The sequence below is a fragment of the Sphingomonas sp. UYP23 genome (genome assembly GCF_054059235.1).
Genome location: NZ_JBSSBX010000001.1, coordinates 4,171,452 through 4,193,590, shown reverse-complemented (window position 1 = coordinate 4,193,590; position 22,139 = coordinate 4,171,452). Strand labels below are relative to the sequence as shown.

General features: G+C 67.1%; 25 protein-coding genes. 11 read left to right on the top strand and 14 right to left on the bottom strand.

Annotation, left to right across the window (positions count from 1 at the left end; translation table 11 throughout):
- The first annotated feature begins 9 nt into the window (after positions 1-9).
- The 3 genes from recR (at position 10) to ACVWYO_RS20615 (ending at position 1,821) form a co-directional block, all read left to right on the top strand.
- A complete protein-coding gene (recR, locus tag ACVWYO_RS20625) occupies positions 10-606 on the top strand; it encodes a recombination mediator RecR (RefSeq protein ID WP_457354036.1) in 597 nt (198 codons plus the stop codon).
- Between the two features lie 280 nt (positions 607-886).
- On the top strand, positions 887-1,417 hold the full coding sequence (gene def, locus ACVWYO_RS20620) for a peptide deformylase (RefSeq protein WP_457354034.1): 531 nt from the start codon (positions 887-889) through the stop codon (positions 1,415-1,417).
- A gap of 77 nt (positions 1,418-1,494) precedes the next feature.
- On the top strand, positions 1,495-1,821 hold the full coding sequence (locus tag ACVWYO_RS20615; protein WP_457354032.1) for a hypothetical protein: 327 nt from the start codon (positions 1,495-1,497) through the stop codon (positions 1,819-1,821).
- A gap of 129 nt (positions 1,822-1,950) precedes the next feature.
- On the opposite strand, the gene ACVWYO_RS20610 is transcribed toward ACVWYO_RS20615, so the two are convergent.
- Complete coding sequence (locus tag ACVWYO_RS20610; protein WP_457354030.1) at positions 1,951-3,612, bottom strand: formate--tetrahydrofolate ligase; 1,662 nt, start codon at positions 3,610-3,612, stop codon at positions 1,951-1,953.
- Positions 3,613-3,764: 152 nt separating this feature from the next.
- Here ACVWYO_RS20610 and ACVWYO_RS20605 point away from each other — a divergent pair, with 152 nt between their 5' ends.
- Positions 3,765-5,309, top strand: a complete 1,545-nt coding sequence (locus tag ACVWYO_RS20605; RefSeq protein ID WP_457354028.1) for a DNA recombination protein RmuC — start codon at positions 3,765-3,767, stop codon at positions 5,307-5,309.
- Between the two features lie 23 nt (positions 5,310-5,332).
- A complete protein-coding gene (locus ACVWYO_RS20600) occupies positions 5,333-6,031 on the top strand; it encodes a tetratricopeptide repeat protein (RefSeq protein ID WP_457354026.1) in 699 nt (232 codons plus the stop codon).
- Positions 6,032-6,040: 9 nt separating this feature from the next.
- Here ACVWYO_RS20600 and ACVWYO_RS20595 read toward each other — a convergent pair whose 3' ends face one another.
- The 7 genes from ACVWYO_RS20595 to ACVWYO_RS20565 form a co-directional block, all read right to left on the bottom strand.
- Positions 6,041-6,847, bottom strand: coding sequence for a TrmH family RNA methyltransferase (locus ACVWYO_RS20595; protein WP_457354024.1), 807 nt, complete (start codon positions 6,845-6,847; stop codon positions 6,041-6,043).
- A 125-nt stretch (positions 6,848-6,972) separates the two neighbouring features.
- Positions 6,973-7,245 carry an HPr family phosphocarrier protein gene (locus ACVWYO_RS20590; RefSeq protein ID WP_140848627.1) on the bottom strand — a complete coding sequence of 91 codons (273 nt, stop codon included), beginning with the start codon at positions 7,243-7,245 and terminating at the stop codon, positions 6,973-6,975.
- Positions 7,245-7,652, bottom strand: a complete 408-nt coding sequence (locus ACVWYO_RS20585; RefSeq protein ID WP_457354022.1) for a PTS sugar transporter subunit IIA — start codon at positions 7,650-7,652, stop codon at positions 7,245-7,247. Before ACVWYO_RS20585 ends, ACVWYO_RS20590 begins: the two co-directional genes overlap by 1 nt.
- Before the next feature lie 13 nt (positions 7,653-7,665).
- Positions 7,666-8,631, bottom strand: a complete 966-nt coding sequence (gene rapZ / locus ACVWYO_RS20580) for an RNase adapter RapZ (RefSeq protein ID WP_457354020.1) — start codon at positions 8,629-8,631, stop codon at positions 7,666-7,668.
- Positions 8,628-9,062 carry an HPr kinase/phosphorylase gene (locus ACVWYO_RS20575; protein ID WP_457355079.1) on the bottom strand — a complete coding sequence of 145 codons (435 nt, stop codon included), beginning with the start codon at positions 9,060-9,062 and terminating at the stop codon, positions 8,628-8,630. The genes rapZ and ACVWYO_RS20575 overlap by 4 nt, the downstream gene beginning before the upstream one ends.
- 2 nt (positions 9,063-9,064) lie before the next feature.
- Positions 9,065-10,690 carry an ATP-binding protein gene (locus tag ACVWYO_RS20570; RefSeq protein ID WP_457354018.1) on the bottom strand — a complete coding sequence of 542 codons (1,626 nt, stop codon included), beginning with the start codon at positions 10,688-10,690 and terminating at the stop codon, positions 9,065-9,067.
- Positions 10,659-11,366, bottom strand: coding sequence for a response regulator (locus ACVWYO_RS20565; RefSeq protein ID WP_457354016.1), 708 nt, complete (start codon positions 11,364-11,366; stop codon positions 10,659-10,661). Before ACVWYO_RS20565 ends, ACVWYO_RS20570 begins: the two co-directional genes overlap by 32 nt.
- Positions 11,367-11,491: 125 nt before the next feature.
- On the opposite strand from ACVWYO_RS20565, the gene ACVWYO_RS20560 reads away from it, so the two are divergent.
- From ACVWYO_RS20560 to ACVWYO_RS20550, 3 genes are all read left to right on the top strand, one after another.
- A complete protein-coding gene (locus tag ACVWYO_RS20560) occupies positions 11,492-11,647 on the top strand; it encodes a hypothetical protein (protein ID WP_457354014.1) in 156 nt (51 codons plus the stop codon).
- 169 nt (positions 11,648-11,816) lie between these two features.
- The gene (locus ACVWYO_RS20555; protein ID WP_457354012.1) at positions 11,817-12,272 is read left to right on the top strand and encodes a hypothetical protein; all 456 of its coding nucleotides are present in this window, start codon (positions 11,817-11,819) and stop codon (positions 12,270-12,272) included.
- A gap of 35 nt (positions 12,273-12,307) precedes the next feature.
- Entirely contained in the window at positions 12,308-12,622 is a 315-nt protein-coding gene (locus ACVWYO_RS20550; protein WP_140848638.1) for a hypothetical protein, read from the top strand.
- A 93-nt stretch (positions 12,623-12,715) separates the two neighbouring features.
- Here ACVWYO_RS20550 and ACVWYO_RS20545 read toward each other — a convergent pair whose 3' ends face one another.
- From ACVWYO_RS20545 to ACVWYO_RS20535, 3 genes are all read right to left on the bottom strand, one after another.
- Positions 12,716-13,165, bottom strand: a complete 450-nt coding sequence (locus ACVWYO_RS20545) for an NfeD family protein (protein WP_457354009.1) — start codon at positions 13,163-13,165, stop codon at positions 12,716-12,718.
- Positions 13,162-14,142, bottom strand: coding sequence for an SPFH domain-containing protein (locus ACVWYO_RS20540; protein WP_457354007.1), 981 nt, complete (start codon positions 14,140-14,142; stop codon positions 13,162-13,164). Before ACVWYO_RS20540 ends, ACVWYO_RS20545 begins: the two co-directional genes overlap by 4 nt.
- A 98-nt stretch (positions 14,143-14,240) precedes the next feature.
- Complete coding sequence (locus tag ACVWYO_RS20535) at positions 14,241-14,702, bottom strand: hypothetical protein (RefSeq protein ID WP_457354005.1); 462 nt, start codon at positions 14,700-14,702, stop codon at positions 14,241-14,243.
- A 757-nt stretch (positions 14,703-15,459) separates the two neighbouring features.
- Between ACVWYO_RS20535 and guaB the strand changes: the two genes are divergently transcribed.
- The 3 genes from guaB to ACVWYO_RS20520 all read left to right on the top strand — a co-directional run bounded on the left by guaB (position 15,460) and on the right by ACVWYO_RS20520 (position 18,770).
- Positions 15,460-16,917, top strand: a complete 1,458-nt coding sequence (gene guaB, locus ACVWYO_RS20530; protein WP_457354003.1) for an IMP dehydrogenase — start codon at positions 15,460-15,462, stop codon at positions 16,915-16,917.
- Positions 16,918-17,056: 139 nt separating this feature from the next.
- Positions 17,057-18,229: an RsmB/NOP family class I SAM-dependent RNA methyltransferase gene (locus tag ACVWYO_RS20525; protein ID WP_457354001.1), complete on the top strand. Its 1,173-nt coding sequence runs from the start codon at positions 17,057-17,059 to the stop codon at positions 18,227-18,229.
- Between the two features lie 34 nt (positions 18,230-18,263).
- The gene (locus ACVWYO_RS20520; RefSeq protein WP_457353999.1) at positions 18,264-18,770 is read left to right on the top strand and encodes a tetratricopeptide repeat protein; all 507 of its coding nucleotides are present in this window, start codon (positions 18,264-18,266) and stop codon (positions 18,768-18,770) included.
- A gap of 90 nt (positions 18,771-18,860) precedes the next feature.
- Here ACVWYO_RS20520 and rsmA read toward each other — a convergent pair whose 3' ends face one another.
- Genes rsmA through ACVWYO_RS20505 form a run of 3 tightly spaced genes read right to left on the bottom strand, consistent with a single transcriptional unit; the run spans position 18,861 to position 22,079 of the window.
- A complete protein-coding gene (gene rsmA, locus ACVWYO_RS20515) occupies positions 18,861-19,682 on the bottom strand; it encodes a 16S rRNA (adenine(1518)-N(6)/adenine(1519)-N(6))-dimethyltransferase RsmA (protein ID WP_457353997.1) in 822 nt (273 codons plus the stop codon).
- Positions 19,679-20,674: a 4-hydroxythreonine-4-phosphate dehydrogenase PdxA gene (pdxA, locus tag ACVWYO_RS20510; RefSeq protein ID WP_457353995.1), complete on the bottom strand. Its 996-nt coding sequence runs from the start codon at positions 20,672-20,674 to the stop codon at positions 19,679-19,681. The genes rsmA and pdxA overlap by 4 nt, the downstream gene beginning before the upstream one ends.
- A gap of 16 nt (positions 20,675-20,690) precedes the next feature.
- A complete protein-coding gene (locus ACVWYO_RS20505) occupies positions 20,691-22,079 on the bottom strand; it encodes a peptidylprolyl isomerase (protein ID WP_457353993.1) in 1,389 nt (462 codons plus the stop codon).
- Between the last annotated feature and the right edge of the window lie 60 nt (positions 22,080-22,139).

Genomic DNA, 22,139 nt, shown 5'->3' with positions numbered 1-22,139 from the left:
CTCATGGCGATGGCCTCACCCGAAATCGAAGCACTCACGCAAGCGCTGTCAAAATTGCCCGGCCTCGGTCCGAGATCGGCGCGGCGTGCGGTGCTGCATCTCCTCAAGAAGCGGGAAGGCGCGCTCGGGCCGTTGCTGAATGCTCTGATGGCGGTCGAGGAAAATCTCTCAACGTGTTCGATCTGCGGCAATATCGATACGACCAACCCGTGCGGCGTATGCGCCGACCCGCGGCGTGACGCGCGCGCGCTGTGCGTGGTCGAGGAGGTCGCCGATCTGTGGGCGCTCGATCGCTCGCGGCTCTTCCCAGGGCGCTTCCATGTGCTTGGCGGGCGGCTGTCGGCGCTCGAGGGCGTGCGGCCCGAGGATCTCGCGATCGAATCGCTCGTGCGGCGGATCGCCGATGGCGGGATCGACGAGGTCGTGCTCGCGATGAACGCCACGCTCGAGGGGCAGACGACCGCCCACTACCTTGCCGAACGGATCGAGCGCTTCCCGATCCGCATCACCCAACTCGCGCACGGACTGCCGGTCGGGGGCGAGCTCGACTATCTCGACGAGGGCACCTTGGCGCAGGCGCTGCGCGCGCGGCGGCCGGTGGCCTAGGCAGCCAGGCTGTGGCGACGATGGTGTTCGCGCGGAGGCGGAAAGCCCGCGGAGAAGAATGGATAGCGGGAATTTACGCGGAGGCGCGAAGACACGAAGCTCTGCTCCAGCCGCGCAGCGATCCGCTGTATCGCCAGCCGCGATCCCGTTCGCTATCCGCTGCGGCGGCGATCTCCGCGCCCACGCTGCCCCCCCTTGCTCCGCACCTGCGCCGTTTCGCGTGGCTCCAATCCACTGCAGAAACCTTGACGCGACCCCCGACCTTTCCTAGCTCGCGGAAATGGCTGTCCTAGAAATACTTGAAGTCCCGCACGCCGGCCTCCGCGCCGTCGCCAAGCCCGTCGAACATGTCGACGACGCCGTGAAGAAGATCGTCGCCGACATGTTCGACACGATGTACGACGCGCGCGGCATTGGTCTTGCGGCAACGCAGGTCGGCATCGAGCAACGCATCGTCGTGATCGACTTGCAGGAAACCGAAGGCGAGGGCGAAGACGCCAAGCCCGTCCGCACGCCGCCCGTCTATATCAATCCCGAGCTGATCTCGGTCAGCGAGGAAACGTCTTTCTACAACGAAGGCTGCCTGTCGATCCCCGAGCAATATGCCGAGGTCGAGCGCCCGACCAGTTGCCGCGCCCGTTGGCTCGACGAGCAGGGCGCCGCCCACGAAGGCGATTTCGATGGCTTGCTCGCGACCGCGCTGCAGCACGAGATCGACCATCTGAACGGCGTGCTGTTCATCGACCACATTTCGAAGCTCAAGCGCGACATGCTGCTCAAGAAGCTGACCAAGATGCGCAAGGCAGGGTGAGGCTAGCGCGGCTTCTGCTGGCGCTTTGCGTCGTCCCGGCGGGATCGGCCAACACGGCGGCCGCCCAGGAGCCTCGCATGAAGCCTGATTTTTCCGGCATCAAGACCGTCGTTGCGGCCAGGCACCTCGTCACAGAGGGGAAACTGGAGGCGGTCCTGCTGTTTCCGGCAGAACTGGGCGGGGAAAACATTCCTCAAAATACGGTCTATGTCACCCCATCCGCGGCGCAGGCCAAGGCTATGATCGATGGGACGATTCATCGCTTCGCGCAGCAGGGGCTGATCGACAAGCTCGATGTCACCCCAGAATATAAGCGGGACAGCATCGTGCCGAGTCGGATCGTGATGCACGCGACCAGCAGCAAGAAACCCGGCGGCCTGAATCCGGTGATCGACGTATGGTGACGCGCTTTCTGTGCGCAACGGTCCCCCGGCAAAGGCCGGCCCCCATAGCGGGCGGCTACCTTTGGCAACGCCAACCTTGCAACTCGACCCCGGCCTTGGCCGGGAGAGGGCAGTGGGTGCGGGCAGTTCCTAAAACAGCCCCTCGATCTCGCCCCCGGCCCCGAACCGGATCCCCTCCGCCGCCGGAACGCGCGGCAGCCCTGGCATCGTCATGATCTCCCCGCAGATCGCCACCACGAACCCGGCCCCCGCGCTCAGCCGCACTTCGCGCACCGGCACGACATGCCCCGTTGGCGCTCCCAGCTTCGCCGGGTCGGTCGAGAAGCTGTACTGCGTCTTCGCCATACACACCGGCAGATCCCCGAACCCCGCCGCCTCGAACCGCGCAAGCTGCGCCAGCACCGAAGGCTCGGCGACGGCTTCCTCGGCACGGTAGATGCGCGTCGCGACGGTATTGATCTTGTCGAACAGCGATAGGTCGTCCGCGTACAGCGGCGCGAATTGCGACGGGTGCTCGGCCAGCGCCGCAACCTTCTCCGCCAGTTCTACCGCACCCGCGCCACCCTCGGCCCAATGCGAGCACAACACGGCCTCGCAGCCCTGCGCGCCGGCGATCTCGTGGATCACCGTGACTTCCTCCGGCGTATCGCCGTCGAATCGATTGATCGCCACCACCACCGGCACCCCGAACGCGCGCACATTCTCGATATGCCGCGCGAGGTTGACGCCACCGCGTCGCACCGCTTCGGCATCGGGTGCGCCGAGATCGCCCTTGGCGACACCCCCGTTCATCTTGAGCGCCCGGACTGTCGCGACGATCACCGCCGCCGCGGGCTTCAACCCGGCCTGGCGGCATTTGATGTCGAAGAACTTCTCCGCCCCCAGATCCGCGCCGAAGCCCGCCTCGGTCACGACATAGTCGGCCAGCCCCAAAGCGGCGCGCGTTGCGATCACCGAGTTGCAGCCATGCGCGATATTGGCGAACGGCCCGCCATGGACGAACGCCGGCGTGCCCTCCAATGTCTGGACGAGGTTGGGCTTGATCGCCTGTGCGAGCAGCACAGCCATCGCGCCATCGGCCTTGAGTTCGCGCGCCGTCACCGGCTGCTTCCCACGCGTATAGGCGACGACGATCCGCCCGAGCCGTGCCTCCAGATCGTGCAGGTCGCTCGCAAGGCACAGGATCGCCATCACTTCGGACGCAACGGTGATGTCGAACCCGCTCTCGCGCGGATACCCGTTCGCCGGTCCGCCTAGCGACTGCGCGATATCGCGCAAGGCGCGGTCGTTCATGTCGAGCACGCGTCGCCACACGATCCGCCGCACGTCGATATCGAGGGCGTTGCCCCAATGGACATGGTTGTCGATCATCGCCGCGAGCAGATTGTGCGCCGAGGTGATCGCGTGGAAATCGCCGGTGAAGTGGAGGTTGATGTCCTCCATCGGCACCACCTGCGCATAGCCGCCGCCGGTAGCGCCGCCCTTGGTGCCGAAGCATGGTCCGAGCGACGGTTCGCGCAGCGCGAGCATCGCCTTGCGCCCGGTACGGTTGAGCGCGTCGGCGAGCCCGACCGAGGTGGTCGACTTGCCTTCGCCCGCTGGCGTCGGGTTGATCGCGGTGACGAGGATCAGCTTGCCCTGCGCCACGCGGGCGGGGAGCGCGGCCAGATCGATCTTCGCCTTGTGATGGCCATACGGTTCGACCGCCGCGGGCGGGATCCCGGCTGCGGCGGCAATCGCGCCGATGGGTTGCAAAGTGGCGGCGCGCGAGATCGCGATGTCGGTGAGCATAAGAAGGCCCTACCAAATCCCGCGCAAAAGGGGAGATGGAGAATGATGCGCGACGGCCGCACGCAGGCGCCGCCACTCGGTCCGTCGCGCAAGCATTTACCATCCGGATCGGTCGGGCTACGGGTTCACAGAATGTTCCAGCGAGACCCACGATGACCGGATTGACGATAGCCCTGGTGGCGATAGCCGCGCTTCTGATCGGGCTCGCGCTCGGCTGGGTGTTCGGCAGCAAGCCGGTCGCCGCGGCGCGCGCCGATTCCGCCGCGCGCGAGGCCGATTTCAAGCGCGCGATCGTCGATCTCGCGAGCGCCGAGGAACGCGCCCGCGCCGCCGACCAGCTGCGCGCCGAGCTCGCCACGATCCGCGACGAGCGCGATGTCGCGCGGCTCGAGAACACCGCGCTCAAGACCCACACCGCGGCGTTCGAAAGCCGGCTCGCCGACATGCACGCGACCAACGATGCGCGGCAACGCGCGGAGCGCGACACGTATGAGGGGCGCATCGCCGATATCCGTCAGGTCACCGCCGCGCGCGAGAAAATGATTACCGACACGCACGCGACACGTATTGCGGAGCTGCTCCACGCCAAGGAGCTGCTCGCGACGCAATTCGCCGAGGTCTCGAACAAGTTACTCGCCGACGCGCAGAACGCCTTTCTCAAGCGCGCCGACGAACGCTTCCGCCAATCGGAGGAGACCGCCGGCGCCAACCTCAAATCGATGCTCCAGCCGGTCAGCGACCGCCTGCTGCGCTACGAGGAAGCGGTGACCAAGGTCGAACTCGACCGCGTCAGCGCGTTCGATCAGTTGAAGGGCCAGATCGAAGGCCTGCGCGTCGGCCAGGAGAAGGTGTCGAGCGAGGCCGCCAAGCTCGTCAATTCGCTCCGCAACGCGCCCAAGTCGCGCGGCCGCTGGGGCGAGCAGCAGTTGAAGAACGTGCTCGAGACCTGCGGTCTTTCCGAACACACCGATTTCCAGACCGAGGTCTCGGTCGCCAGCGGCGACGCCGATGAGCGGGCAGGGGGGCGGCTGCGCCCCGATGCGATCGTCAAGGTTCCCGGGGGTCGCGCGCTGGTGATCGACGCCAAGGTGTCGCTCAACGCCTATCAGGATGCGTTCGGCGCGGTCGACGAGGAGGAGCGGGCGAAGGGCCTCGCGCTCCACGCAGCGGCGATGCGCGCGCACGTCAACGGCCTCGGCAACAAGGCCTATTGGAGCCAGTTCGCCGACGCGCCCGACTACGTCATCATGTTCGTCCCCGGCGAACATTTCCTCTCCGCCGCGCTCGATCAGGATCCGACCTTGTGGGACTTCGCGTTCGAAAAGCGCGTACTGCTCGCCACGCCGACCAATTTGATCGCGATCGCGCGCACCGTCGCGGCGGTATGGCGGCAGGAACGGCTGGCCAAGGAGGCCGCCGAGATCGGCCGGCTCGGCAAGGAAATGCACGACCGCCTTGCCAAAGTAGCAGACGATTTGCGCAAGGTCGGGGCGGGGCTCAACAGCGCGGTCAACAATTTCAACAGTTTCACGAATTCGTTCAACGGCCGCCTGATGGTAACGGGCCGCAAGTTCCGCGACCTCAACATCGAGACCGGCGCGCGCGAGCTGGAGGATGTCTCGCCCGTCGAGGCGCTGGCGCGGTATGACGACAGTTCGAAGCTCTTGACGCATGCCGAGGAAAAGGCGTCAGAATAAGCCTCACACAGTGGAGACGGCGAATGGGCGGCAGAACGTGGATCGCACTGACGCTGCTGATCGCGGCGCCGACCGCCGGTGTCGCCACGCCGGCAGGCCCCGATGTCGACGCATCGCAGAAGGCTGGCCTCGACACCGCCTCGCGCGCCTTGCTCGACGGTCATCCCGACGAGGCGCTCGCCAGGATCGAGCCGGTGATCGCGGCGTATCGATCCGCTTATGCCGCCGAGACGCGCAAGACCTATTGCGGCATGTCCACCGTGCAGACGCTTGCCTATATGGCGCTGGCCACATCCGAGAAGCACGACGCCGTCGCGCTCGGCCCAGGCTATTGCGAGGCGCTTTACGTCAAGGGCTTCGCTTTGGTCGATCTCAAGCGACTGCCGGAAGCCCGCGTCGTCTATGAGCAAGTCGTTGCGCTCGCGCCGATGCACGCACACTTCCTGACCGAACTCGGCCAGACCTACCGACCCGATCGCAACTGGCCCAAGATGCTCGACCTGTGCACCAACGCGGCCGGGCTTGCCGATCTCGCGCCACCCGACAAGGTCGCGAGCGAACACGGCTTCGCCTGGCGCTGCATGGGCTATGCATTGACCGAGCAGGGCAAATACGATGAGTCCGAGGCGCTCTATCGCAAGTGCCTCGAGCTCGACGCCAACGACGCCAAGGCCAGGAGCGAGCTCAGCTATATCGCCGAGCAACGCCGCACGAAGACCTGATCGGTCGGGTCAGCCGCGTCCGGGTTGCTGCCCGAGCACCTCATACGCCATCACCGCGGTCGCGACCGCGGCGTTGAGGCTGTCGGCCTTGCCGAGCATCGGGATCTTGACCAGCAGGTCGCACTCCGCGGCGTACGCGTCGGGCATGCCCTGCGCTTCATTGCCGGTCAGCAGGAAGGTCGGCGCTGCATAGTGTGCCGAACGATAGTCGACCGAGGTGTCGAGGCTCAAACCGACCAGTTGCCCAGGTCCGCTGCGGAGCCACGGGACGAATGCGTCCCACTCGCACTGGACGACGGGCACGGTGAACAGCGCCCCCATGCTTGCGCGCACCGCCTCGACCGAAAACGGATCTACGCATTCGCCGATCAGGATCAGCCCGCCTGCACCGACCGCGTCGCCGGTGCGCAGGATCGTCCCGAGATTGCCCGGATCGCGCATCCGCTCGGCAACGAGCCAGATCGCGGCGCTCGTGCGGTCGAGCGAGTCGAGCGTGCGGGCGAATTCGGCGAAGACGCCGACCACCGCCTGCGGGTTATCCTTGCCCGAGAGTTTGGAAAGGATGTCGGGCACCGTCTCGATCGCCTCGCCGCCCGCCGCCTCGACCGCATCGACCAAGGCGAGCACGAGCGGATGTGCGGCGCTGTCGCGCGCGAAGAACAGATAGTGCGGAATGCGCCCGGCCTCGCGCGCCTCGGTCAGGATGCGCAGCCCCTCGGCGAGGAACAGGCCCTCCTCGCGGCGGTGGCGCTTCTCGCGCAAGCCGCGGATGCGCTTGATGAGCGGGTTGGAATAGGCGGTGATCTCGCGGGGCATACTTCTATTTTCTCCCCTCCCGCTTGCGGAAGGGGTTGGGGGTGGGCTCGCGCTCCATCGAGAGCGCCACGCCGGAGGAAAGCGCGCGCCTACCCCCAGCCCCTCCCGCAAGCGGGGGGGGGATCCTAATCCTCGCCGAACTTCGCCTCGACCAGCTCACACAGCGCGCCGACCGCGACCTCGGCATGCTCGCCCTCGGCGGAAATCGAGATCGTGTCGCCCATCGCCGCACCGAGCATCATCAGGCCCATGATCGACGTCCCGGTCACCGACCCTGCGCCATCTTTCTCAACCTGCAGCTCGCACGGCTGCGATGCCGCGAGCGTGACGAACTTCGCACTGGCGCGCGCATGCAGCCCGCGCTTGTTGGTGATCAGCACCGACCGCGTCACCGACATCAGGCCGCCGCCTCGCCGAGCACTTCGGAGGCGACCGAAATATATTTCCGTCCCGCCTCGCGCGCGGCGGCGACGGCATCGACGATCTTCATCTTCTTGCGCGCCGATTCGAGCCGGATCAGCATCGGCAAGTTGATCCCTGCGATCACTTCGATCCGCCCGCGCTCCATCAGCGAAATCGCGAGGTTCGAGGGCGTGCCGCCGAACAGATCGGTCAGCAGGATGACGCCACGCCCGCTATCGACACGGCCGATCGCCTCGGCAATGTCGTTGCGGCGCGCCTCCATATCGTCGTCAGGGCCGATATTGACGGTTGCGACATGCTCCTGCTTGCCGACGACATGCTCCATCGCCGTCACGAACTCATCGGCCAGCCGGCCATGGGTCACGAGAACCAGTCCGATCATCGTACCACCCACTTCATGCAACACGCGCCCCATCGTCCTTGATTTCATCGGGCGTCCCGTCGCGCGCACCTTCGAGCGAGTCTTGCGGTGCAGCGGCGAGATCGCGGTGCGCGACCGTGGGCGAAAATCCTTCGGCGCGCAACCGCGCTGCCACCCGCTGCGCGACATGGACCGAGCGGTGTCTCCCTCCGGTACACCCCAGCGCGATCGTGACGTACGATTTTCCCTCGGCACGATAGCGCGGCAGCAGCAGCAACAGCAGGTCTTCGATCTGCGCGAGCGCGGCATCATACGCCGGATCCTGCGCAATATACGCCGAAACGTCGGCGTCGAGTCCGGTGCCGGGCCGCAGATCGGGCACCCAGTGCGGATTGCGCAGGAAGCGCATGTCGAACACCAGATCGGCGTTGCGCGGCAGCCCGCGGGCAAAGCCGAACGACATGACGGAAAGCGTCGGCTCGCCCAGGCGTTCCCCAAGCTGCTCGCCCGAGAAGGTCGCGCGGACCTGCTGCGCAAGCTCGTTGGCGGTGAGGCTGGTCGTGTCGATCAGCCGGTTGGCCCAGCCACGCATTGGCGCCAGCAACTCGCGCTCGCGCGCGATCCCGTCCGATGCCGGCCGGTCGAGCGCCAGCGGATGCCGGCGCCGCGTCTCGGAATAGCGCCGTTCGAGCTCGCCCCCCGCGCAATCGAGGAACAGCGTGCCGATGTCGTAGCCATGCGCCTCGCGCAATTGCTTGATCCGCTCGACGATCCGCTCGGGATCGAAATCGCGCGTCCGAGCGCCGATGCCGAGGGCGAGGGGCTGTGCCGAGCGTTCGACCCCCTCGGGCAACGGCGCGCTGAGCAAGCGATCGAGCAGCAGCAGCGGCAGATTGTCGACCACCTCCCAGCCGAGATCCTCCAGCGTGCGCAGCACGGTCGATTTCCCCGCGCCCGACATGCCGGTAACGAGGAGGATATCCTTGGGATCGCGTTTCATAGCGCCTCTCTAGCGGCGTGGAGCGCCAATTCCACCTTGATCGCCAGTTCTACCTTGATCGGCGACGAAGGCTCGAACGCATCGAGTGAGACAACCGGCACCGCGATGCCGGCGATCTCGGTCGATTCGCCCGGCTCGGGCATCCGCGCGACCGCGTCACCAAGCCGCACGACGAGCGCGACCGCAATGTCGGGGAGATACGGCATTGCCACGATGCCGAGCCCGCGCACTTCGATCTTGCCCGCGATCGGTGGGGGTGCTGTCGCGCGCAGTTCGCCCGCCACCACCGCGACCTCGCTATAGTCGTCGCTGACGAGATGCGCGCCGCGGTCGATCAGGCGGAGCGCGAGATCGGACTTGCCGCTGCCCGATGGCCCGATCAGCATCACGCCGTGGCCGTCGATCGCAACCGTCGTGGCATGGATCCGCATGCTCACGCGTCGGGCGCCGCGGCGGGCAGGTGGATGACGAAGCGTGCGCCGGTCGCGCGGTCGTCGCGTTCGGTCGCGACGATGCTGCCATGGTGCGCATCGACGATCGTCCGCGCGATCGCGAGGCCGAGCCCCGAATGCTTGCCGAACGCCTCGCCCGCCGGGCGCAGCGACTGGAAGCGCTGGAACACCTGTTCGCGGGCTTCCTCGGGAACGCCGGGGCCTTCGTCTTCGATCGCGACGTGAAGCATGTCGTGGTCGTACCGCGCGATGATCCGGACCAGCCCATGGTCGGGCGAGAAGGAGATCGCATTCTCGATGACATTCTCGAGCACGCGCTCGAGCCGGGCGCCCTCGCCGAGCACGACGAGCGGTTTGGGGGGCGATCCGGCCGAACGACGGTCGAACTGCAGCCGGATGCCGCGCTCGACCCCGCGTGCCTCGCGGCTGCCGATCAGCGCGGCGATCATGGCGCCGAGATCGACCGGCTCGAACTTGGCGCGGCTGAGCTGCGCGTCGAGCCGCGACGCCTCGGCAATGTCGGTGATCAGCCGGTCGAGCCGGTGGACGTCGTCGCGCACGATCGCGAGCAGCCGCTCCTGCAGGTCGGGATCCTTGACCAGCGCCAGCCCCTCGACCGCCGAGCGCAGCGAGGCGAGGGGGTTTTTCATCTCATGCGTCACATCGGCGGCAAACGCCTCGATCGCGTCGATCCGCGCGCGCAACGCCAGACTCATGTCCGACAGCGCCCGCGCGAGCATCCCGATCTCGTCGCGTCGCTCGGGCAGCCGCGGTACGACGACCTCGCGCGCGCGGCCCAACCGCACGCGCACCGCCGACCAGGCGAGCCGCCGCAGCGGCCGCACGATCGTGCGTGCGAGGAACAGCGACAGCAGCACCGAGACGATCGCGACGACGAACAAAACGATGCTCAGCCGGAAGCGCTCGACGCGCACCGTTTGCGTGATGTCGCGCGCATTGAAGGTCGTCATCACCACGCTGCCGCCAGGCATCGGCGAGGCGGCGGTGATGACGGGCGTGCGATCGGGCGCGCGCCACACCGTCGCAGCGACGGTCGGGGCCGAGCGCACCGTGCGCACGTCGGGCCAGGCGAGCCCACTACGACGCTCGCGGTAGAGCGGCGCGCGCGGCGTGCCGACCACGGTGTCGATCCCGGCATCGAGAAAGCGTGCCGCGGCCTGCCGCCAATCCTGCTTGTCGGGGTCCTGCAGCACGAAGTTGCGCAGGCCGAGCGCACGCGTGTCGATGACCAGCTTCGCATCGGCGTCGTAGATCCGGACCCAGCTGCCCATATCGCGCGCCAGCTTGACCGCGAGGTCGGGGCGCTGCGCCGTCGGCACCGCGACGATCGCCTCGGCGATCAGCCGCGCCTCGCGAATCGATTGCGTGACGCGCCCGTCGACGATCCGGCTGCGATACGAATCGAGATAGAAGAAGCCGCCCGCGAGCATGGCAAGGGCAAAGACGTTGACGAACAGGATGCGCGGCGTGAGCGAGACACGCGCCGACCAGCGCAGCGACAGCGCGCGCGCATCCTCGTCGCCCGGATCGGGACGCAGCTGCGCCCGTGCGGCGTCAATCCTCGGAAAAACGATAGCCCGCTCCATAGAGAGTCTCGATCGCGTCGAACTCGGGGTCGACCTGGCGGAACTTGCGCCGCACGCGCTTGATATGGCTGTCGATCGTGCGATCGTCGACATAGATGTCGTCGTGATAGGCGGCATCCATCAGCTGGTTGCGCGTCTTGACGATGCCGGGCCGCTGCGCGAGCGTTTCGAGGATCAGGAATTCGGTAACCGTCAGCACGACGGTCTCGCCGCCCCAGGTGACGCGGTGCCGCGCGGTGTCCATGGCGAGCCGCCCGCGGACCAAGGCGGTGTCGGCCGCTGGCTCGTCACCCGCCGGGCCACCCTGCGAGACCTCGGTCCGCCGCAGGATCGCCCGGATCCGCGCGATCAGCAGCCGCTGCGAGAAGGGCTTGGCGATGTAATCGTCCGCCCCCATCGCGAGGCCCAGCGCCTCGTCGAGTTCATCATCCTTCGAGGTCAGAAAGATCACCGGGATCATGCTCTTCTCGCGCAGCCGGCGCAGCAGTTCGAGCCCGTCCATCCGCGGCATCTTGATGTCGAGGATCGCGATGTCGGGCGGATTGTCGATCAGCGCCTTGAGCGCGGTCTCGCCATCCGAATAGAGCCGCGTGACGAAGCCTTCGGCCTGCAACGCGATCGAGACCGAGGTGAGGATGTTGCGGTCGTCATCGACCAGCGCGATCGTTGCCGTCATCGGCGGGGGCAATCCTTCATCATTTCGCAGGCGGCTTAATCCATTAGGCGGCCAGCCTCAACGCAAGCTGAACGACCGGAGTGTGCCGCCTCGATATGCGAGACACCGACAGGCGCGAGCTTTGGATGACCCGCATGGGCCATTGGAAGACCCATCCCGTGAAAAACCGCATGGCGGCCGGGCTCGACCCGCAGGGCATCCGTGAAACTGGCGCGCATCCCGGGCGCAAGGCGCAGGACAGGTGCATGGGTCGTGACGATGCAGCCGAAAACGCCGCGTGACCCGGTCCGACCCGGCGGCATAGAACACGACTGCCGCCAAACTGGTCGATTTGTGCGTGGAAAACGTCGCGCGATTCGCCGAGCATGTCGACGCAGGCGTCCGCCGATCCGCCGCCCGCGACGCCCGACCTGCCCGATCGTCGGATCGGGCGCATGAAAGCCCGCTCCGATGCCCGAAATGCCGTTTCGCCCGTTCCCCGATGATGCCGCCGTCCGCGAGGTCGGCCAGCGCCTGCTCGACCGCAGTCTGCCGCGCGCCGACTGGACGCATGAAGCGCACCTCGGCGCGGCGACCTGGCTGGTCCGCGAGCGGCCCGATCTCGATCTCGACGCGCACATCGCAACGATCATCTCGCGCTACAATCTCGCGGTCGGCGGGGTGAACGACGCCGATAGCGGCTATCACGACACGATCACGCGGACCTATCTCGCCGGCGTCCGCGCGCATGTCGCGGCCCGCGATCCGGACGAGCCGCTGGTCGACAGCGTCAATACGTTACTTGCCAGTCCCGAAGGGCAGCGCGACTGGCCGCTGCGCTTCTACAGCCGGGACCTTCTGTTTTCGCGCGCGGCACGGCGCGCTTTCGTCGAACCCGATCTCGCGCCGCTGCCACGCGCGTGCTAATCTTGGCACGTTAGCCGCGATACAAGGACACACGTATGGGATTGCTCGACGGATTGCTCGCTCAGGTTTCGGACAATGTCGAGGTGAAGAACCTTGCCGCCAAGGTCGGCCTGACGCCCGAACAGGTGTTGTCCGCGGTCCAGGCGCTCGGCGTGGCGCATCCCGCCCCCGGCGATACGGTCGGAACGGCAGCCACCAGCACCGGCCTGTCGCCCGAGATCCTGCAGCAGATCGTCGCGCATATCGGCGGCGAGGGCGCGCTTGCCGGCTTCGCAAGCCAGCTCGGACAGCAAGGCGGCGTGCTCGGGCAGCTTGGCGGCCTGGCCGAGGGGTTCTTCGGCAAGAAATGAGCGAACGGGCGGGAGGGGGCCGGCCCCCTCCCGCCCAGGCGCTACTCGTGCCGCACTTTCCTGGAAGAACGTCCCCACGAAGCCGCAACGGCGTCAGCCGAGCTCGACCCGCAACACGCTGCCGTCCGCACCGACGATCCGGACGCTCGCGCCAACCGCCGCATCGGGCCCGGTCGCGCTCCACGCGCCGTCGCCGACCGTCACGCGGCCCTCGCCGTCGACGATCGCCTCGCACACCAGCACGCGCCGACCGATCAGCCGCGCCGCGCGATCGTTGAGCGCGGGCTCCGCCGCGGTCGTCGCGAGACCGCGATACCAGCGCCACCCGATCGCCACGGCAGCCGCCGTCAACCCAGCGAACACCAATGCCTGCAGCACGATCGGCACCCCCGGTACGATCAGCACCAGCAGCCCCGTCACCGCCGCACCTACGCCGAGAAACACCAGGAAGAACCCCGGCACGAGCATCTCGGCGATCACCAGCGCCAGCGCCGCCGCCAGCCACAGCGCGCCCAGGCTCCACTCGATCCCGAACAGCGTCACGCCGCAGGGTCCCCCTCTTCGAATGGACCCGGCCGCGGCCGCGGCTTGACCACCGGCGACGCCGACGGCGACCCGACGATCGCCTCGCGCGCCAGCTCGCCGATCCCGCCGAGCGTCCCCATCAGCTGCGTCGCCTCGACTGGGAAGAGGATCGTCTTGGCATTGGGCGAGGTCGCGAACTTGCCGATCGCCTCGACATATTTCTGTGCGATGAAATAGTTGATCGCCTGAACGCTGCCGCCCTCGATCGCGTCCGACACCGCTTTGGTCGCCGCCGCCTCGGCCTCGGCCGCGCGCTCGCGCGCCTCGGCGTCGCGGAAGGCCGACTCGCGGCGCCCTTCGGCCTCGAGGATCTGCGACTGTTTCTGCCCCTCGGCGCGGTTGATCGCGTTCTGGCGCGCCGCTTCCGACTCGAGAATGGTTGCGCGCTTCTCGCGCTCGGCCTTCATCTGGCGCGTCATCGCGTTGACGATGTCGGCGGGCGGACGGATGTCCTTCAGCTCGACCCGCGTGATCTTGACGCCCCAGCTCTCGGTCGCGTGATCGACCACCATCAGCAGCCGCGTGTTGATCTCGTCGCGCTTCGACAGCGTCTCGTCGAGATCCATCGACCCCATCACGGTGCGTAAGTTGGTCGTCGCGAGCTGCATGATCGCGAGATACAGGTCGCTCACCTCATACGCCGCCTTGGCCGCGTCGAGCACCTGGAAGAACACGACGCCGTCGACCGCGACCATCGCATTGTCCTTGGTGATGATCTCCTGGCCGGGAATGTCGAGCACCTGCTCCATCATGTTCACTTTCCGACCGACCCGGTCGAACAGCGGCACGATGAAGGTGAGCCCGGGCTTGGCGACCGCGGTGAACTTGCCGAAGCGTTCGATCGTGTACTGATAGCCTTGGCGCACGACCTTCATGCCGAGCATGAGGTAGAGCAGAACGACGAAGACGAGCAGGCCGGCGATGATGAGTGCCATGGGGATCCCCTTGCGCGACCGCGGAGGGGCGGGCGCGATTACAGTGTTTTAGCAGATTGAGGGGTGGTGGGTAGGGGGGGCTCCTCGGCAGCCCCTCGTTACATGGCGGAATACTCTGGAGAGTCTTCCGGCAGCGAAGAGAAATCAAAGTTTGGCTGAAACTCGGTATATTTCGCGCATCTCTTGTCCGAAATCGTCTTTGTGCCCTGCATGACAACAAGGCCCGCTGCAGGCCTCGCGCCAGACATCGCATTTCTTTCGACGTTGTAGACGATGTAACTATAGGCACCGCTCTTGAAACGAAGCTGGTATTCGACCGCTGCCATCCGCTGTGTAAGCCAGAAGACGTTGCCGCTTTGCCGGTCGCCAATGATCGACATCTCCTCTTTTTGCTGCGTGCCGTAATGATAGACCAGCTGACTGCCCACCAGATTGACCGACACGCGCTTGGTGCCGACGCCGCAACTGAAAATGGGTTTCGGCATGCCCGCGGACGATCCCGCAGCAGAAGACGTCGCTGGCACGAGCAAGAGCAGCACCGTGATCGCGAACGTTTTCATGTCGTTTCCTCGGCTATGGAATATTCAGGTCACCACCGATGTCATAACACCGTTCGTATCAGCGGCTGATGGCGCGATAGTGACACCACGCGGCGCGGATCGCAAACCTCTATGCAACGCTGGTCGGCTGTATTCGCGTAACGCTCCAGTTACTCTTTCCTACAAAGCGTGTTCGTAGTATGTTCTAGTTTGCTCTTTGAACGGTCTGGCTCATTCTCCCCGCGGTTCGCGACACTTCCGCTTGCCTTTGTCTGGCCTGCGCCGGGCGGTGGAACGAAAGGGGAGATCACAAGCGCTCGGCATTGGCGCAGAAACGGAAACGATCGGAAGAGCAAACATCACGTCTTGGGGTCAATCGAGTCAACCGAGGCACGGTTCGTCGCACAGGGCCCGCCTTCTTCTTCTTCTTCTTGCCCCTCTCCTTCAGGGGAGGGGTAGGGGGTGGGGCCTCTCCGCGAGTCCGCCGCCGCATAGGAGGCACGCCCCCACCCCAATCCAGTGGCGGGTCGGCCATGCCCCCCGGCATAACCTGAACAGCGCGGGGCGCTGTTCACCCGCCACTCCTGAAGGGGAGGGGCTTTTGAGCCACCCGCGATGGTGCGACTTTCGTGTGACTTTCCGCCGCGCGCCCGGCGCCAGCGCCCAACCCACCCCGCACCCAAACCGCCCCCTAGCGCCCCGCGCGCCCGTTGTTTACATGGACCGCCACGACTCGCACCCACCCGACCTCCCCGGGCCAGCAGGAAACGGCATTTTCATGGACATTCGCCTCGGCCTCACCTTCGACGATGTCCTGCTCGTGCCGGCTGAATCGGACATCGTGCCCAGCCAGACCAACACCGCGACGCGCGTCACCCGCGGCATCTCGCTCGACATCCCGATCCTCTCCTCGGCAATGGACACCGTGACCGAGGCCGACATGGCGATCGTCATGGCGCAATTGGGCGGCATCGGCGTGCTCCACCGCAACATGGAGATCGACGAGCAGGTCGCCGCGGTCCGTGCGGTCAAGCGCTTCGAGAGCGGCATGGTCGTCAACCCGATCACGATCGCCCCCTCGGCGACGCTCGCCGAGGCGCAGGCGCTGATGCTCCGCCACAAGATCAGCGGCATCCCGGTGGTCGAGGCCGACGGCACGCTCGTCGGCATCCTCACCAACCGCGACACGCGCTTCGCCGAGAACGCGCAACAGCCCGTCTCCGAGCTGATGACGCACGAGAATCTCGCGACCGTCTCGACCGGCGTCGGCAAGGAAGAGGCGCGCCGCCTGCTCCACCAGCGCCGGATCGAGAAACTGATCGTCGTCGACGACCAGTATCGCTGCGTCGGCCTGATCACCGTCAAGGATATCGAGAAGGCCGTCACCTATCCCAACGCGACCAAGGACGATGCCGGCCGCCTGCGCGTCGCGGCCGCCACCACGGTCGGCGACAAGGGCTTCGCGCGGACCGAGGCGCTGGTCGATGCCGAGCTCGACCTGGTGGTGATCGACACCGCGCACGGCCACAATCGCGACGTCGCGCGCGCGGTCGAGCGGGTCAAGAAGCTCAGCAATTCGGTCCAGGTCATCGCCGGCAACGTCGCTACCGCCGAGGCGACCCGCGCGCTGATCGACGCCGGGGCCGACGGCATCAAGGTCGGCATCGGCCCGGGCTCGATCTGTACTACGCGCGTCGTCGCCGGCGTCGGCGTGCCGCAGCTGACCGCGGTGATGGACTGCGCCGAGATCGGCCAGAAACACGGCGTGCCGGTGATCGCCGACGGGGGCCTGCGCACCTCGGGCGATCTCGCCAAGGCGCTCGCGGCGGGCGCATCGGCGTGCATGATCGGCTCGCTGCTCGCGGGCACCGAGGAAGCGCCCGGCGAGACCTTCCTGTTCCAGGGCCGCGCCTACAAATCGTATCGCGGCATGGGCTCGGTCGGCGCGATGGGCCGGGGTTCTGCCGACCGCTATTTCCAGGGCGACATCAAGGACCAGATGAAGCTCGTTCCCGAGGGGATCGAGGGCCAGGTCGCCTTCAAGGGACCCGCCAAGGACGTGATCCACCAGCTCGTCGGCGGCATCCGCGCGGCGATGGGCTATACCGGCTCGGCGACGCTCGAGGACCTGCAGGCGCGCGCCCGCTTCGTCCAGATCACCGGCGCCGGCCTCAAGGAAAGCCACGTCCACGACGTCGACATCACCCGCGAAGCCCCGAACTACCCGACGCGGTAACTTCTTCTTCTCCCTCTCCCCACTTGTGGGGGAGAGGGCCGGGGAGGGGGGCGCCTCAACACTCGTCGCCCCAGGTAACGCAGCACTGCCCCTCTCCCCGACCCTCTCCCCGCAAGCGGGTAGAGGGAGAAAGAAAACAATGACCCCATCCGCCCGCACCCAGGCCGCGATCGAGCTGCTCGACCAGATCATCGCCGGCGCGCGCGACAGCGGCGCCGCCGCCGACACGCTGATCGCGCGCTATTTCAGCACGCGCCGCTACGCCGGCAGCAAGGACCGCCGCGCCGTCCGCGAGCTCGTCTACGCCGCGATCCGGCTGGCAGGCGAACGCCCGGCCTCGGGCCGCGCCGCAATGATCGCCGTCGCGCAGGCCGATCCCGAGGTCGCCGCGACCTTCGACGGCGTCGGCCACGGCCCCGCGCCGATCGGCAAGCACGAGACCGCTGCCCCCTCGGGCGTCGCGCCCACGTGGATCATCGACCGCCTGCATTCGTCCGACCTGGGCTATGAAGAGTTCGAGGCGCTCATCAGCCGCGCCCCGCTCGACGCGCGCATCAACCGCATGATTGTCGAGGAGATCGACATCGAAGGCGCCGAGCCGATCGCCGGCCTGCCCGACGGCCTGCGGCTCCCCTCGGGCACCCAGGTCGAAAACCTCCCCGCCTACAATCACGGCGCGATCGAGGTGCAGGACGCCGGCAGCCAGTTCGTCACGCTCGCCGCCAAGGCCAAGCCCGGCCAGCGGATCGTCGATCTGTGCGCCGGCGCCGGCGGCAAGACGCTCGCGCTCGCCGCGGTGATGGAAGGGCAGGGCGAAGTGCTCGCCACCGACACCGACCGCATGCGCCTCTCGCGCATGGCGCCGCGTGCCGAACGCGCGCGCTCAGGGATCATCGAGACGCGGCTGCTGAACCCCGGTCGCGAGGTCGAGATGCTCGACGACTGGCTCCACAGCGCCGACTGCGTGCTGATCGACGCGCCGTGCTCGGGCACCGGCACCTGGCGCCGCAACCCCGAGGCGCGCTGGCGCCTGACGCCCGACCGGATCGAGCGCCTCGTCGAGACACAAAAGCATGTGCTCGAAGTCGGCGCCAACCTCGTCAAGCCGGGCGGCGCGTTGGTCTACATCGTCTGCTCGCTGCTCGACGAAGAGGGGGCGGGGCAGGTCGCCGACTTCTTGACCGCCAACCCAGGCTGGAAGGCGCAGCCGCTCAAACTCCCGGTCGGGCGCAAGCACGGTGCCGGCGTCCGCCTGACGCCAGCGCATGATGCCACCGACGGCTTTTTTGTCGCGCGCCTCATCGCGCCGTGATAGCCCTGTGGCCGTGTCGAAGCTGGAGTATCTCATGCGTTACACGTCCGTCGCCGTCGCTGCCGCGCTGACGCTGGTTACCGTCGCGACCGCGGTGCAGGGCCAGCGGCCCGAGGACGCGGTCGATGCGCGCTCGCTCGCGCTGCTCGCCAAGGGACAGGCACAGCAGGCGGCGGGCAATCTTGATGCCGCGACCGATCTGCTCGAGAGCGCGGTCGCGGTCGATCCACGCAATCGCGGTGCGTTCGTCAGCCTCGCCGAAGTCGCCAAAACGCGCGGTCTGCCGGGCAAGGCGATCCGCCTTTACCGTGAGGCGCTGTCGCTCGACCCCAACGATGTCGCAGCGCTCAGCGGGCAGGGCGAGGCCCTCGTCGCCAAGGGTGCTGTCGTCCGTGCGCGCGAAAATCTGGCGAAGGTCAAGCTCGTCTGCGCCAAGCGCGCGTGCCCCGAAGTGGCGACGCTGACCGCCTCGATCGCCAAGGGGCCGCCGATCGTGACGGCTGCCGCGACGGTACCGGCAGCGATGCCAAAGACCGACTGATCCGTCGCGCCGGCAGAGGCCGGGGCCGCCCGGTTGGTCGGCGGCGCTTTGCTACATCCAGCGGCCCCGGCCTTCGCCGGGGCGACGATGTCAGGAAAGCGCCTTCGCCAGCGCCACAAACTCCGCAACGCTGACCGTTTCCGCGCGCCGCGTCGCCTCGATCCCGACCGTGTCGAGTGCCGCGAGCGCACCCGGCACCCCCTTCAAGCTCTGCCGCAACATCTTGCGCCGCTGCCCGAACGCCGCCGCGGTCAAGCGCTCCAACGTCGCGAAGCGTACGCCGTCGGGCGCCGCGCCCGGCACGATATGCACCACTGCCGACATCACCTTGGGCGGTGGGGTGAAGGCCGAGCGGTGCACCGGCATCGCCAGCGTCGCCTTGCTCCGCCACTGCGCGAGCACCGCGAGCCGGCCATACGCCTCGCCATCGGTCGGCGCGACGATCCGCTCGGCCACCTCGCGCTGGAACATCAGCGTGAGGCTCTGCCACCACGGCGCCCAGTCGGCCGAGAGCCAGCGCACCAGCAACGCCGTGCCGATGTTATAGGGCAGGTTCGAGGCGATATGCGGCTTGCCCTCGAACAGGCTCGCGGCATCGATCTCGAGCGCATCGCCCTCGATTACGCGCAGCTTGCCGGGAAACGCCTCGCCCAATTCCGCCAATGCCGGGATGCAGCGATGGTCGCGCTCGATCGCAGTAACCCTCGCGCCGGCGCCCAGTAGCGCGCGCGTCAGCCCGCCGGGCCCAGGGCCGACCTCGAGCACCTCGGCATCCGTTAGATCACCGGGAATTCGCGCGATCCGCGCGAGCAATTGCGCGTCGAGCAGGAAGTTCTGCCCCAGGGCCTTGCTCGCGTTGAGACCATGGCGCGCGATCACCTCGCGCAGCGGTGGCAAATCGGGAAGGCTCACGCGTCGGCTGCAGCGCGGCGGTCGGCGGCTTCGCCCGCGAGGCGGATCGCCGCGATTGTCGCGCCGGGCTCTGCGCGATCCTTGCCGGCAATGTCGAAGGCGGTGCCGTGGTCAGGCGAGGTCCGCACGATCGGAAGACCGAGCGTGATGTTGACGCCCTCGTCGAAGTAGAGCGTCTTGATCGGTACCAGCGCCTGGTCGTGATAGCAGCACAGCACCGCGTCATACCCGGCACGCGCCCGTGGATGGAATAGCGTGTCCGCGGCGAACGGTCCGATCGCGTCGATCCCATCACCGCGCAATACCGCAACCGCAGGCGCGATGAGCTCGATCTCCTCACGCCCGATCGCGCCGCTCTCGCCCGCATGCGGGTTGAACCCGGCAAAGGCGATGCGCGGGTTGAGGATCCCGAAATTGCGCGCGAGGCCCCGCGCGGTCGCGCGCCCCTTGGCGACGATCAGCTCGATCGACAGCAGGCCGCTGACCGCGGCGAGCGGGACGTGCGTCGTGATCGGAACGACCCGCAGATCAGGGCCGGCGAGCATCATGACGGCATTCTCGCCGGCGATCCCGCAGCGTTCGGCGACGAACTCGGTCTGGCCGGGATAATTGAAGCCGATCTGGTAGAGCTGGCTTTTCGAAACCGGCCCGGTGACGAGTGCCCGTGCTGCGCCCGATCGAACCAGCCCCGCGGCCAGCTCGAGCGCGCGCAGCGCACAGCGTGCGCCCTCGACATCGGGCGAGCCCGGCACGATCTCGCCGCCATCCTCAACGGTCAGAACGGGCAGCGCGGTCTCGAACACGCCGTTCGCCGCATCGGGATGCGCGATGGCAGTGACCGGACCGTCCCACACCGCCGCGATCGCACGCGCGTCGCCCGTTGCGAAGAAGGGCGGGAGCCCGGCCTCGATCCGGCGCGACCACGCCTTGGCGATGACCTCGGGGCCGATGCCCGCCGGATCCCCCATCGATATGGCGAGCGGCGCGACCATCGTCCTATCCCCCCGGTCAGCGATATTCGACGATCGCATCGCGCCGCAAATCGCGGAGCAACTGGTTGGCGCGCAGATTGACCCGCTGATTTTCCATCGTGCTGCGGACCTGCTCCATGCCCGGAATATTCGCCACCGCCTCATCGCGGCCGCACAGGACCAGCGAACGGATGCCGTCCTTGGCCGAACCGAACGGCGGGGTCGATTCGCCGACCTGCAGCTTGAGCATGATCTCGCGCAACGCGACTGGCAGATCCTTGATCCGCACCGAATCGTTGTCGACCACGTCGGCCCCGAGGGCCGAGGCGACCTTGGCGACTTCGCCGCAACCCTTGATCGTAGCGCTGAGCTTGGCGAACTCGGCGACGCGCGCGTTGGCCTGCTCCTGCGTGATGCCCTCGGGGAAGCGTTCGCTGACCTGCTTGAGCGTCAGGCGTGCATCAAGCGGATCCGCGACGCCGATCTTCCGCGTGTCGACCAGATAGATGATCGAGAAGCCGCCCGGCACCTCGATCGGCCCGGCAAGATGCTCAGGCGTCATCGACTTGATCGCCTCGACCAGCGACGCGGGGAGCTGCGACAATTGCTGCTCGCTCAACCAGTCGAGATCGCCGCCGGTCGCGCGCGTCGTCGCGTCGGACAGGCGGGCGTAATAGCCGAACGTGTCCTCACCCTTGTCGCGCTTCTGGATCGACTGCATCATCTGCTGCGCCTGCGCGAACACCTCGGGCGCACGGTCGGCATCGGCCTTCAGATAGATTTCACGGACGTGATATTCGGTCGTGCCCTGCTGCTTCTTGATCTTGTCGATGATCGCATTGACCTCTTCGTCACCGACATTGACGTCGACCTTGCGACGCAAATAGCGGTTCCACGACAGTTCGGCCTCGATCTGGCGCTTGAGCGATCGCTCCGACGACCCGACCGAGCGCAGATACGAGCGCATCTCGGGCTGCGATTTGCCGAAATTGCGCGCGACCGTATCGTAGCTCTTGCCGATCTCGTCGGGGCCAATCTTGACGTCGGCGGTCCTCGCCTGCTGGATCTCGAGCGTTTCGTCGATCAGCTGGCGCACGATGACGAGCTTGTACTGCGCCATTTCCTGCGCCGACAGCTTGAGATCACGCGCGGCGAGCAGCAGCGCGACGCGCTGGTCGATATCGGTGCCGGTGATCACCGCGCCGTTGACGATCGCGGTCGGCTTGCGGATCGTCGGATCGATCTTGCCGAAGATAGTCGGGTTCTTCGGCAGGTCGAGCGCGGTCACGCCTGCCTGATCCGAGGGAGCGGTATCCGGCGCGGTCTGCGCGATCGAACCGCCGCTCGTCGCCAGCAGCGCGATGATCGCGGCGCCAAATCCCACACGGCGACCAAGGCGGGTCGGCTTTGCAATATCAGTCTTCACGTAATCAAAATCCCATCCCGCATGGCGTGCCCCGATCAGCCCACAAAGCTTGAGCCGGAA